The following is a 13166-nucleotide window of genomic DNA, read 5'->3' on the forward strand; positions in this document are numbered from 1 at the left end:
ATCTATGAGTCTTTCGATGAAAAGAAATCGTGTGTGCGCGCTTGTGGCCGGTTCTGTGATGAGTATCGCCCAACCGGTGGCGGCGCAGATGCCGAAGCAGCCTTCATACAGCGGTATTTACCCGCATTTGGCCATGTACAACAATGAGGGGGAATGCGGCACAGGGGCCGTTGTACCCTGGGCCGGGAAGCTGTGGGCGATTACCTACGGTCCGCACCTGCCCTTCGGCTCGTCCGATAAGCTGTACGAGATCAGCACCGACCTGAAACAGACCGTGCGCCCCGAAAGTATCGGCGGCACGCCGGCCAACCGCATGATCCACAAGGAAAGCAACCAGCTTTTTATCGGACCTTATGCCATCAACAGCCAAGGCGAAGTGCGCACGATTCCATATAAAGCGATGCCGGGCCGCCATACCGGCAATGCGCGACACTTGACCGACCCGGCCGGGAAGATCCTTTACGGAACTATGGAGGAGGGTTTTTATGAAGTGGATGTAAAAACGCTGGCGCCTAAGATGCTCTATGAGGACGGCAATATCGACCGTGACAAGGAAACCGATAAGGCAACCTACCAAATCAAAGGGCTGCTTCCGGGGACGCACGGGAAGGGTTTTTACTCAGGCCAGGGCGTGGCGGTGTATTCCAACAACGGTGAACCGGGGCGAAAAGCCGAAATACAATTCGATATCGAATCGGGCTCGCTGTCGGAATGGGACGGGAAGAACTGGAAAGTAGTCCGTCGCAACCAGTTTGTGGAGGTTACGGGGCCAGGGGGCATCGGGGGCAATCAGAACCCAGCCACCGACCCGATATGGGCTACCGGCTGGGACCACAAATCGGTGCTGGTGGGTGTGCGCGACCACGGCAAATGGAGCTTCTACCGCCTGCCCAAGGCCAGCCACGCCTACGACGGCGCGCATGGCTGGAATACCGAGTGGCCGCGCATCCGCGACGTAGGCACCGCGCAGCAGCCCGATTACCTGATGACTATGCATGGGATGTTCTGGAAGTTTCCGGGGCAATTCAATTCACAGAACAGCGCCGGCATCCGTCCGCGCACGGCTTACCTGAAAGTAATCGGCGATTTTACCCGCTGGAACGAGCGTCTCGTTTTTGGCTGCGACGATTCGGCCCAGCGCGAGTTTTTGAACAAACGCAAAGCCAAGGGGGGAATAGAAGGTCCCGGACAATCCAATTCCAATCTTTGGTTTACACCCCTTAACCTGCCCGACCAGCTTGGCCCTAATTCGGCGGAAGGTTCGGTTTGGCTGAACGAGCCAGTGAGAGCCGGACAAACCTCGGAGCCCTTCCTGTTTGCGGGATGGGAGCGCCGCGCGGTATGGATACGCAACGAGGGCGAGCGTGAAACGGGGTTTGTATTTGAAGTGGATAAAAAAGGAAATGGGGAATGGTCGGTATTGAAAACAATCAAATTAGGCCCCAATGCGGCCCTCAATGCGGATTTTAGCAATGCCGAATCGGGGGAATGGGTACGTGTGCGGCCCGACAACGCTACCCGGGCAACGGTTCATTTTACCTACACAACCGCTGACCGTCGTGCAGGCACGCCGGATGCGATTTTCAAAGGGCTTAGCAATGCCAATTCGGTCGCCAGTCATGGCGGGCTGCTGTATGGCCTGGGGGAAAACCGGCGGGTACTGGGTATGGCTGCGATGGATTTCAGCGGTGCAAAACCGGACGAGGTCGGTTATTACGAACTTGATCGCGATATGAAACTCAGCCGACGGGAGGACGCCTCCATGCATTCATTTATCAAAACCAAATTTGCTATTCCTAAACAGGTCGTAACCGTGGAAGTTTCGTCGGTGCTCGTAGTCGACGATAAAGGCCGCCGCTGGCGATTGCCGCTGGGTAATGAGGCTTTCGCTGGCCTCACCAATGAAGCTTCCTTGCGCATTTGCCGTGAAGTAGCTACCGAGCGGGATCTCTTCAACTGCCATGGCACATTCTACGAGCTGCCCGCCGAGAATGCGGATGGCTATGCCAAAATCCGCCCCGTTTCTTCGCACAATCTTCGCATTCATGACTATGCATCCTACCGCGGTTTGCTGGTCATGACGGGCGTCGATCCGAAGTCGATGCGGAACAGCGAGCATATCATCGTTTCAGGGGACAAGAAGGCGGCCGTATGGGCCGGGGCTATCGACGACCTTTGGAAACTCGGTAAACCTACGGGCCACGGCGGTCCCTGGAAAGACACGCAGGTACAGGCAGGCGAGCATTCCGACCCTTATCTGATTGGTTTTTATGATCAGAAAAGCCTGAAACTATCCCATAATGCAGAGGAAGCTGTGACTTTTACACTCGAGGCCGATCCGGTAGGTAACGGACCGTGGATGGCTTATAAAACGTTCACAGTGAAGCCCGGGCAGACTGTTTCATTTACATTCCCGCAAAACTTCTCTGCCCGCTGGGTACGGTTCACAACGGATAAGGCTTGCAGGGCCACGACCTGGTTGGATTATGAGTAAGCCATAATTTCGGACAAACATTTATATTTCAGGATTGAAACAAACCCGCCATGGACGCCCGGCAAATCCTGAAAGAACATATTACCAGATCCGTCGAACTGACCGATGCGCAGTTCGACGGATTTTACGCTTGCTTCAAACACGAATCATTCAAAAAAGGCCAAACGCTGATTCACGAGGGGGACACAGTGACGCGCGAATATTTCGTATTGAGCGGCTGCCTTAAAACCTACTTCATGAACGACGAACTGCGGATGACCATCCTGCAATTCGCCATGCCTACCTGGTGGGCGTCGGATTATGACGCATTGTACAACCGGCATCCGGCCGCCGTGATCGTGGATTGCGTGGCCAATGCCGAGGTTTTATCCATATCCGCAGACGATCGCGAAAGGGTTTGCCATGAAATAGAAGCGGTCGGGCATTTTTTTCGCTGGCGTACCAACCGCGGCTATGCAGCGTCGCAAAGAAGGCTTCTTTCGTTGATGACCAACGATACCAGAAAGCGGTATGAAGACCTCCTGGTGCAATACCCCACGTTGTTCCAGCTCGTGCCGAAGCACCTGATCGCCGCCTACCTGGGCGTGTCGCGCGAGACTTTGAGCCGGCTTTACCATTCTGCGCGTTAACATAAAATTGTGATGTAAGTCACATCAGACCGATCGTTTTCTCTGCTTAATTTGTGCAGCGGGTTTCACTTACTGCCCGCCAACCTGGATTATGTGGAATCAAACCAATGTTTCCCGCGTGCTGGGAATCGACTATCCGATACTGCAAGGCCCGTTCGGGGGCAATCTATCTTCCGTAAAACTCGTTTCGACGGTCTCCAATCTCGGCGGAATGGGCGGGTATGGCGCTTATATGCTCACACCCGACGAAATTATAACGCTGGATAAGGAGCTGAAACAAGCTACCAACAAACCTTATAACATCAATCTCTGGGTTTCCGACAGCGACTTTCCTGCCGGGGAGGTTTCGGAAGAACAATTTGCAAAAGCCGCCGCGCTCGTAAAGCCTTTTTTTGATGAAGTGGGAGCCCCGTTGCCGACAAAACCCCGAGCTTACCCATCCCGTTTCGAGAACCAGGTCGATGCACTGCTGACCGCCAAACCTCCGGTTTTCAGCTTTATTTTCGGCCTGCCTTCCCCGACTATCCTGGAAGAATTTCGTAAAAAGGGCATTAAACTCATCGGTAATGCCACCACGCTCGATGAAGCGATTGCATTGGACAATGCCGGGGTGGATGTGATTATCGCCTCAGGTTTCGAAGCTGGCGGTCACCGGCCGTCGTTCCTGGAATCTCCCGAGGCATCGCTCACGGGCACATTCGTACTCGTGCAGCAGATCCGTGAGAAAGTGAAAACGCCGGTGGTGGCCGCTGGCGGCATTGCCGATGCCCGTGGTGTGGCAGCCGCATTTACCCTCGGAGCGGAAGGCGTGCAAATCGGTACTGCATTCCTTGCCACGGACGAGTCCGGTGCAAGCGAATATCACCGGGATCTTCTGCATTCGGACGCCGCGCGTTACACCACGCTGACGAAGGTCTCGACAGGCCGTTTGGGCCGCGGTATCCGCAGCCGCTATACCGAATCCATCGCCGGGCGTAACGACGAACTGCTGCCGTTCCCTCTACAAAACCAGTTTATCGTGCCGCTCCGCAAGGCTGCTACCGAAAAGCAGCAATATGACCTGATCATGTTCTGGGGAGGGCAGATAGCGCCGGTATTGAAGCATACCAGCGCGAAAAAGCTGTTTGAAACGATTGTCGAAGAAGTGCCCGGGTATTTGAAATAATCAATGCCCGGGGCATATTCCGTGAGGTCTGCAACACTCAGTCAGACCTCATTTTAGTGTTGCTACGTTGTTATGGTCACTAATGTCGAGCATATAAGACAACGGGTCGAGCACGACAGCTACCGACCGGCCCGGTACCACAATTTGGATGACCGAGCGTTTTTTTGAAAAATAATGCTGCTGTGCGTAAATAGGCTTTGGCGGCTTGATATTTGGCATTATATGCTGATCGAACACGACAATATCAATCGCATCGTCAGGTTTCAGCGGCACTGGCTTGCCCGATGTTTCGTCGGTTTTACGGATATTGATTTCCAATGTAAGCTGCTGTTGGTTGTGAGGTAATGCTTTGTTTGACAGTATTTTAATGTCATTGTCATACACGATTACCTTCTTGAAAAGCTCGTCGATCAACCTTGCCTGCGAGGCATGTGTCGCGCGCGTCAAAAGATTGACCAGGGTGGCCGGATCCGGTTTTCGTAGCGGGTAGCCATGATATGCCACCAGCGCCCGCAATGCGCGGTTCAAATGTGTTTCTCCTAAAACTTCTTTGAGACGAAACAGCGCCAATCCGCCTTTCTGGTAATGTACAAAAGGCTGACCCGTGGTTTGCCAAAGCGGCATTTCCTTTCCGGCGATAGCGCTGCGGTAGGCGAAATAGAGCTGAAAATCCTTTACGTGATAAGGCCTCAGGTACATTTTGCCGAACCGTTTTTCGGTGACCATGGCTTCTGTGTACTTGGCCAACGACTCGGTCAGCAAGGCATAACCCGGTCCCGCCGGAGCAGCCACACGCTCCGCCCACCATTGATGCGCCGTTTCGTGCGCGGTAGTAGCATAGGTGAAATTGAAACCGGTAGTATCGCTCAGATTGCTCCTGAAATTGTTCCGCTCCTGGCTGAAAATGAGGCCAGGGTAGGCCGTCGCCGAACCGGGGTAATGCGGGATTTCGGCGAGCGTGAGCTCGTGGCGCGGGTAGGTACCGAAATTCGCATTACCGTAATCTACAGCGTCTTTCATGGCGAGCATCATGGCTGTGACATTCTGCGGGTGCCCGGGATGGTGGTAGATCCGGAAGGTCGTGCCTTTGTACTTTTCCGTTTTCACGGCATAGCAGGCAGAGCTCAATGCAAACATGTAAGGGATCGGTTCTTTGGATTGGTATTGAAAATAGCTCCGGCCAGCGCGCTCCCAGTTTTTCACCAATGTGCCTGCTGTGACGGCTTGCTGCCCGGCTTCGGTGGAAATAATGTTTTGAAAATGAATGAAATGATACTCATGATCGGACGACGGAACGTCTCTGCGGACAGGCAGGCCATTTTGCCGCCGCTCTTCCGCATCTTCGATTTCGTAAGCCGTTCGGTAACCGAAATGCGGCAGGTATTTTTCCAATTCAATGTAAGTGCCATTGGCCGCAACCGAATGCTCGTTGTTGAAGGTTTTAAGTGCCGACCGGTCGGCGCGGATCGAGAAGCGGATCGTCATCTCCGCACCGGGCGCGAGCGGGGTTTCGGGACGGTACCCATGTTGCCCGAAGATCTCGTCCTTCGATACTTGCGAAGCGTGTTCGGGCACCAGTTCAACCAGTTCAATTTCCGGGTCGATTCCGATATGCAGCTCAGTAATCGGTTGCCCTGATTTGTTTTTAACCCGTATAGAACCTTTTACGGTGTAGTAGTGGTCAGCTGGAAAAAGGTCGGTTTGCAGGTTAACATCCGTAACTACCGGCTGAGGAAGGGTTTCAAGCGGCTTGTATTTTCGTTCATATTGTGCCTGCCATTCCGCATTAGCCGTTCCCGTGCGGTTATTGGCCGAAAGGCCGGTTTTAAATTGAATATAAATCCCCGTTCCGACAGCGAGCAATGCACAGACGGACGCAAATATCACGGCTGGCCGGACCGACGTAATTTCCGTACGTATGCTTCCGCGCGCATACCCCGGCCACATACGCGTACCCACGCCCGCGAGCGCCAGCGCGACCAGCGCCCAGTAGAGCATGTACCAGTGAAAGGACAACCCACTGTGGCCGAACCCGTCAAAGTCCGAATAGCGCAGGCCTGGGGCTGTGGCGAAACGTGCGAGGTGGCTTTCGAGGCCGAGTTTCCGGCCGAAGATGAAAATGCCGGTAATGAGGCCACTGATAAGCATTCCCAGGTATTTGTTAGGAACGAGAGCTTGGATGAATAGGATCAGGATGGCGTAAAGGACCAGCGGAAGGCCGGCATAATAATACAGCGGGAAATAGGTGGCCCATTCAAAATATTCGAATCCTGAAAACCATTGGACAGCCACACCGATACCGATATGAACGGTGATTAGCACGAAAATCCAGCCGACCAGCGCGAGAGATTTGGCGATGGCAAAAACTATAACGGAGACCGGCGTGGAGAAGATCAGCGGCTGGATTCCCGTTGTTTTTTCCCTTTGAATCAATTCAGAAGCATAAAACAGGATCAGCAGTAATGCCGGTCGTACAGCCACAAGCTGCTCGGCGAGGATACCGCTGGTGGCGTAACTTCGTACCCCGTATGGCCCATTGGAGAGGTTTTCGAACAGCTCTACCGCATTGAAAAACACCCATAATGCGAAGATAAGCGTCGTTACGACCGGGCTGCCGAATAGCGTTTTTGTTTCGAGCGTGAGTATCCGCCAAAACGCCTGCCAGTGGTAGTGTTGTCCGCTGGCAAGGGCACGGATGGTCCGGTAGGCCAATGCAGGTGCCGTTTGTGCGACTTGTTTACTGGATGGGGTCGTGTTCTTTTCCGATAAAATTTTGAATTTGAATTGGTTATACGACAATGCCAGCATGGCGAGGGAAATCGTAGTCCAGAGTAGGCGGTTGGCGATGAAACTCGGGGTGATCGGGAACAGCTCCCGGTTGCGCCGCCAAACGGGCCAGTTCATTGTTTCTCCAAAAAACGCCGTAAAGCCGAAAGGATCTATCAGTACCGATAGCCAGCCAGGACCGCCCGGAGCCGGTATGGAGCCGGCCATCACCGGCGAATTGCCCAGAATGGAAGCCGTGAAATAGACGATAAATATCAAAACCCCGGCTGTGTACACCCATCGGACATTGCGCGTAAGCAGGGCGGTTGCAAAAACGATGCTGCTGCAAAATACCACGCCCGGCAGACCGAACAGCAGTAGCGGCGTCAGGTAATGGGAAAAATGGAAGGGGCCCAGCTGCCCGGGTGGGGCGAGGAAGGTTATCATTGCCATACCCAGTGCCGCGAGGCACATAACCAGGAATACGGCGGCGAGCAACCCAAGCAGCCGGACAAAGAAATAGGGCTTGCGACCGATGCTCGTCGTGAAAATAAGCGGCTCCATGCGGTGTTGGGCATCGCGCAGCACCACAGCCGCGCCGGCGAGTGTGTTCACGAAGATTGCGAACAGGGAAAGCAGGCACATGATGAAATTGATTACATGCGGGGCATTCCGGTGTATTTCGTCCCCTCCGTAGTTGCCGAAAGGCATCAGGACGCCGAGTATCAGGAATAGCAATGCGGCAATGCGAAAGCTGATCTGCCGGAAATGGTAACCCATTTCGAAGCGAAGCATAGCGGCTAGCATGGCTGCACCTCCTTCCGGTCCATGCCCGGGAGCGTGGCAAAATATACCTCTTCAAGCCCTGGATTGAATGCCTCGAAAGCGGTACCCGGGCATACATCCGCGAGCACGTGTACCTGAATGCGCCCGGCGACTCTGCGCGTGGAGATTATGTCGATAACGGCTTGCATTTCGGCGAGCTCCGCAGCTGTGACGGTTTTGCGCCAGAGCCGGCCTTTCAGCGAATGTGTCAGGACTTCGGGTTTGCCTTCGAGGACCACACGGCCGGAGGCCAGTACGGCCATTTGCGGACAGAGATCGTGCACGTCGGCGACAATGTGCGTCGAGAGAATCACCACGATATGTTCCCCGATTTCACTCAGCAGGTCGTGGAACCGGTTGCGTTCCGAAGGATCCAGGCCCGCCGTAGGCTCATCGACGATCACCAGCTGCGGACTCCCCAATAAAGCCTGTGCAATACCGAAACGCTGGCGCATTCCGCCGGAGAATGTACTCACAGCCCGCTTGCGGTGCTGGTAGAGGTTTGTTCGTTGCAATAGTGCGGCCACTTGTTCCTGGCGTTCCGGTTTGTGGATCAGGCCCTTCAATACGGCCAGGTGGTCAAGGAGGCTTTCGGCAGAAACGCCCGGATATACACCGAAATCCTGCGGCAGGTAACCAAGCCTGCTTCTTAGCCAATCGGTTTCACGGATGATATCCTGCCCGTCGAAGGCGATCAGCCCGCTGTCGGGCTGGGTAAGCGTAGCGAGGATACGCATAAAGGTCGACTTACCGGCTCCATTAGGACCGAGTAACCCGAACATCCCGTTCGGTATTTGGAGTGACACCTGGTCAAGGGCACGGATGCCGTTGGGGTAGGTTTTGGAAAGTCCCTGGATTTTTAATCTTTGCATAACATGGCTTTTGAAGTTTCGGCTTCAAAGATGGGATGCAGTTGGCCTGGTATTCAATGAATAATGAGGAAGGTAAATACAACGGTGACGAAGGCGTCTGCGAGCCTGTTTTTGAGCTTTTTTTACCAATATCACCAAAATCGCGACGGTCGTCATTAATTTTTGAAAGCCGCCGCGATTTGCGGTTTATTTGCGGGATGGTGGTAATGCAAAATGTAACGGACGCATTGGCCCGTCGGAAAGATACGTGGCTTTACGTGGGACTGTTCTGCTGGGTTTCGATCGGATTTACGATCGGGCGGGACGATTATTGGGTGGCATATTTTCAATCGCTACTGGTTTTAACGGCGCTGTGGGCGCCTATGCTCACGGCCACGTGGGTGCGTGAGGGGAGTAGGGAGGGCCGTTTTGCGGGGCGCAATCGTCGGATTTGGCTGGGGTGCTTTCTAGGGTATTTACCCATATTACTGGGGATTTCGGGCGCACAGTTAAGCCCTGGGCAGCTTTTATGGCCGGTAGTGTTTACCGGCGGGCTTTGCATTGCAGTGCTGGAATGCGTGCTCGTGGCGGAAAGCCAGTACAGCGGCCGGTTACGCGAGGTGAAATGGGTACGCAGGCTAAGCTTGGAAAAGGCGGTGCTGATCAGCATCACGGGGCTTGCATTATTGCTTGGTGCGATGGCGGTATCGAGCCTTGACAATCCCTTGTACGATTCCGGAAAGCAGCTGCTTATTGGTTTTGAGATACACTTTCCGAAAATAGCGGCCTATTTTACCACGTTTGTCAGTTATTCCCTGCAACTACTGGTAATGTATCTTGCGGGCTATTTTTTCTTTTATGTCAACAGTTGCTGGCTTGTGCCTGTGGTTCTGAAAGAACGGGGTATTTTGCATTACATCCTTTGTTCAGCTGCATTGATCGGCGTGTTTTACCCGCTGTGGGGGCAGTTACTGGCCAGTTTGCCTTTCAGTAAAGTGCTGGGCGGCGTGTTTTCCGCTAATCCTTTTGTGACTGAAAATGCGTTCGGCGCGATGCTGATACTGGTTATTAGTTTACCGGTGTTACTGGCGATCCAGTGGGCGAGGCAGAATAGTCTCATTACAGCCCTGCAACACGAAAAATCCTTGGCCGAGCTTGACCTTTTGAAGCAGCAGTTGAACCCGCATTTTTTCTTCAATACCCTCAATAACCTTTATGCATTGAGCTTGCAACGTTCCGAGCAGACGCCGGAAAGTATTTTACAGCTTTCGGAGCTGATGCGCTATGTGATTTATAAAGCCAGAGAGCCGTTTGTGCGTGTGGAGGAGGAGGTTAAATACCTGAATGATTACATTCAGTTGCAAAAAATCCGGTTAAAAAGAAGCCTGGATCTCCAATTTGCACAAGAAATAGAGAATGGCACGGCCTTGATCGCCCCGCTGCTACTGATTGTTTTCGTCGAGAATGCATTCAAGCACGGCGTCGAAAATGCTGAAAATCCTGCATTCCTGCATATTCGCCTCAAATCCGACCAGCATACTGTGCGTTTTGTCTGTGAAAATTCATACGAACCGGCACCGGACGCGCAAACGGGCATTGGATTGACTAATTTGCGGAAAAGGCTGGCATTACTATACCCCGGAAAGCACCGGTTAATCACCCGGGCAGAGAACGGAGTGTTTACCGCCAGCCTGGAAATCGACCTGTTATGAAATTACGCTGCCTGATTGTCGACGATGAGCCCTTGGCCCACGATGTGATCGTGAGGTACCTCGAAGATATCCCCTTCCTCGAAAAGGCGGGGCAATGCTACCTGGCCACCGAGGCATTTGCATTTCTCAATCACCATGCGGTCGACCTTATTTTCCTGGATATCCGTATGCCGAAGCTCAGTGGTCTCGACTTCCTGCGCACGCTCAGCCAGCGTCCGCTGGTCGTCATCACCTCTGCTTATGAGGAGCACGCGCTGGAAAGTTTCGAATTGGAGGTGGTCGATTACCTGCTCAAACCGTTCCGCTTTGACCGGTTCCTGAAAGCCGCCAACCGGGCATTGGAGCAGCATACCTTGCGCAGGCTGGCGTTACCCGGCCCAGTGGCGTCCGCTGGGCTGCAGGAAGCGGAGCCGTTGTATATCAAATCGGACAAGAAGCTGGTTCAAATGCAGCTCGACGACGTATATTATCTTGAAAGCCTGGGTAATTACGTGAAAATATGGGGCCGGGACCAGTTCCTGCTCACGCAGCGAACCCTGGGCAGTTTCGAAGAACAGCTGCCGGCCGACGCGTTCATCAGGATCCACAAGTCTTTCATATTGAACAAAAAATTCGTACATTATATCGAGGGGAATATGATCCGGCTGTTGAACGGAAAGGTATTGCCGCTTGGTAAAACGTTTAAGCACGTGATCAAACTGTTTCCGGGCTGATCCTTGAAATTCTGCCGCTGGCTGGATATATTTGTTTATACACGAATTGAAAGACACCACCCACGCACCAAGATGAATTCACTCGATTACTTACGCGAAGAAATCAAAACCTATTACCCCGAATCGAAGGAGCTACAACTTTCGGAGGCTTTCGACGGGCAGCGACGGTTCAACTTTTACTTTGAAATAGCCCCCGAACAACGCCATTTACTGTATCTGAATTGGGATGGCGATATCGACGGTTTTACCCTGAAATGTCTTGAATTTCCCGATGCCGCTTTATTAAAAGAGCTGGCTGAGGCTTATACCGAAAAAGGCTCCAAAATGTTCAATATCGGCCAGCCGGTTGCGACGCTTTCTTTCGTTTATCAGGGAAAAGATAACCTGCGGGTACGCAACTATAAAGGTAAGTCACACATCGACTCCCATGAAATATCGGCCAGGAGCCTGATGTACGCAGTGAATCCGTTTGAATGAAGCTCCCTGTCGATGTTCCTGGATGTCCATACTCACAACTCGCCCGGCGACCCGGGCATACTGGCCATCGAAAACCGGCATAATGGGTTTGCGGGTGCTGTGGGCGGCCGGTATATAAGTGCCGGGCTCCATCCCTGGTACATTCGGTTGGAAACGCTATCCGATGATTTGAATCTGCTGCGCAGGTATGCGGCACGGCCGGAAGTGCTTGCGATCGGGGAATGCGGCCTCGACAAGCTCACCGCCACGGACTGGGATATGCAATGCATCGCATTCGAACGGCAGATCGCGCTGGCCGGAGAATTGCGGAAACCGCTGGTGGTCCATTGCGTGAAGGCGTTCCGGGAGTGCCTGCAATTTTTAAAGAACGCCGTAGTGCCAGTCGTTTTTCACGGGGTCAACAACCGTCTTTCGGTGATACAGCCAGTGATCGATGCAGGCTACTTTCTGTCATTCGGGAAGGCGCTGCTACATCCCAATGCAGCTATTATGGAGGCATTCAGAGCAGTCCCGACGGATCAGTTGTTTCTCGAAACCGACGACACCGGCGGCGATATCCGCGAAATCTACAAAACCGCCTCACGGTTGCGGAATATTCCCGAAAAAGAGATTGCTTTGCAGCTCGAAACGAATTTCTGCAAAGTATTTAAGCAATGATGGAGGATTTTTCCTGGCTTTCCAGGACGGAGTTACTGATTGGGAGGGAAAACCTGGTGAAGCTCAGCCAGGCGCATGTGCTGGTGATCGGGTTGGGCGGAGTAGGCTCATTTGCGGCGGAATTCATTTGCCGCGGCGGGGTAGGGACGATGACGATCGTGGATGGCGATGTGGTAGACCCGACCAACCGCAACCGGCAGTTACCCGCATTGGCTACGAATCACGGCCAGAGCAAAGCCGATATCATGGCCGGGCGACTCAAAGCGATCAATCCCGAGCTGACCCTGAATGTCGTGAAAAGCTTCGTGACGCCAGATGCTGTGGAGCAAATCCTCGACGTAACGCGTTACGACTACATTGTCGATGCCATCGACAGTGTCACACCCAAACTGACGTTCCTCACGCAGGCGTATAAGCGCAATATGCGCATCGTCAGCTCCATGGGCGCGGGCGGGAAAATAGACCCGACGCAGCTGAAAGTGGTCGATATTTCGAAGACATATAATTGCCCTTTCGCGCAGCAGGTGAGGAAAAACCTCAAAAAGGCAGGGATTTACAAAGGTATCAAAGCCGTATTCTCGACCGAAGAACAAATCCGTGAGTCGCTCATCCTTACCGACGGCAGCAACTACAAAAAATCCGCTTACGGCACGATGTCCTATTTGCCCGCGACGTTCGGTGCGACCTGCGCATCGGTGGTGCTGCGGGATTTGATTGGTGCGAGTTATTAGTGCGCGGTTTTTACGGCAGCGTCTTTTTCGGAAGATGGTTTCCTTGATTTCAGGAAGGCGCTGAATTCCTTTTCTTCCTGTTCAGTCAGTTTTCTGTCGCTCACCACAAGGTCCTTTTCGTCTATTTTTGTTAAATCTATCATAAG

At 53.1% G+C, this 13166-nt stretch carries 11 protein-coding genes; 8 read left to right on the top strand and 3 right to left on the bottom strand.

Features of this window, described 5'->3' with window-relative positions; genetic code table 11:
- Positions 1-16: 16 nt before the first annotated feature.
- The 3 genes from AC2YIT_RS06435 (at position 17) to AC2YIT_RS06445 (ending at position 4288) form a co-directional block, all read left to right on the top strand.
- Positions 17-2494, top strand: coding sequence for a hypothetical protein (locus AC2YIT_RS06435; protein ID WP_430847558.1), 2478 nt, complete (start codon positions 17-19; stop codon positions 2492-2494).
- A gap of 50 nt (positions 2495-2544) precedes the next feature.
- Positions 2545-3123, top strand: coding sequence for a Crp/Fnr family transcriptional regulator (locus AC2YIT_RS06440; RefSeq protein ID WP_430847560.1), 579 nt, complete (start codon positions 2545-2547; stop codon positions 3121-3123).
- Between the two features lie 91 nt (positions 3124-3214).
- Positions 3215-4288: an NAD(P)H-dependent flavin oxidoreductase gene (locus tag AC2YIT_RS06445; RefSeq protein ID WP_430847562.1), complete on the top strand. Its 1074-nt coding sequence runs from the start codon at positions 3215-3217 to the stop codon at positions 4286-4288.
- Positions 4289-4336: 48 nt separating this feature from the next.
- On the opposite strand, the gene AC2YIT_RS06450 is transcribed toward AC2YIT_RS06445, so the two are convergent.
- Positions 4337-7849: an ABC transporter permease/M1 family aminopeptidase gene (locus AC2YIT_RS06450; protein ID WP_487278648.1), complete on the bottom strand. Its 3513-nt coding sequence runs from the start codon at positions 7847-7849 to the stop codon at positions 4337-4339.
- Positions 7850-7854: 5 nt separating this feature from the next.
- Positions 7855-8751 (bottom strand): ABC transporter ATP-binding protein, encoded by an 897-nt coding sequence (locus AC2YIT_RS06455; RefSeq protein ID WP_487278649.1) that lies wholly within the window; start codon positions 8749-8751, stop codon positions 7855-7857.
- Between the two features lie 206 nt (positions 8752-8957).
- Here AC2YIT_RS06455 and AC2YIT_RS06460 point away from each other — a divergent pair, with 206 nt between their 5' ends.
- The 5 genes from AC2YIT_RS06460 (at position 8958) to AC2YIT_RS06480 (ending at position 13020) form a co-directional block, all read left to right on the top strand.
- Positions 8958-10442, top strand: a complete 1485-nt coding sequence (locus AC2YIT_RS06460; protein WP_487278650.1) for a sensor histidine kinase — start codon at positions 8958-8960, stop codon at positions 10440-10442.
- Entirely contained in the window at positions 10439-11155 is a 717-nt protein-coding gene (locus tag AC2YIT_RS06465; RefSeq protein WP_487278651.1) for a LytR/AlgR family response regulator transcription factor, read from the top strand. Before AC2YIT_RS06460 ends, AC2YIT_RS06465 begins: the two co-directional genes overlap by 4 nt.
- A 72-nt stretch (positions 11156-11227) precedes the next feature.
- A complete protein-coding gene (locus AC2YIT_RS06470) occupies positions 11228-11632 on the top strand; it encodes a hypothetical protein (protein WP_430847572.1) in 405 nt (134 codons plus the stop codon).
- Positions 11633-11644: 12 nt separating this feature from the next.
- A complete protein-coding gene (locus AC2YIT_RS06475) occupies positions 11645-12289 on the top strand; it encodes a TatD family hydrolase (RefSeq protein ID WP_487278652.1) in 645 nt (214 codons plus the stop codon).
- Positions 12286-13020, top strand: a complete 735-nt coding sequence (locus AC2YIT_RS06480) for a tRNA threonylcarbamoyladenosine dehydratase (RefSeq protein ID WP_430847576.1) — start codon at positions 12286-12288, stop codon at positions 13018-13020. Before AC2YIT_RS06475 ends, AC2YIT_RS06480 begins: the two co-directional genes overlap by 4 nt.
- Here AC2YIT_RS06480 and AC2YIT_RS06485 read toward each other — a convergent pair.
- Positions 13017-13163, bottom strand: coding sequence for a hypothetical protein (locus AC2YIT_RS06485; RefSeq protein ID WP_430847578.1), 147 nt, complete (start codon positions 13161-13163; stop codon positions 13017-13019). The genes AC2YIT_RS06480 and AC2YIT_RS06485 overlap by 4 nt on opposite strands.
- Positions 13164-13166: the final 3 nt, after the last annotated feature.

Source organism: Dyadobacter sp. SRI_021 (assembly GCF_057586235.1).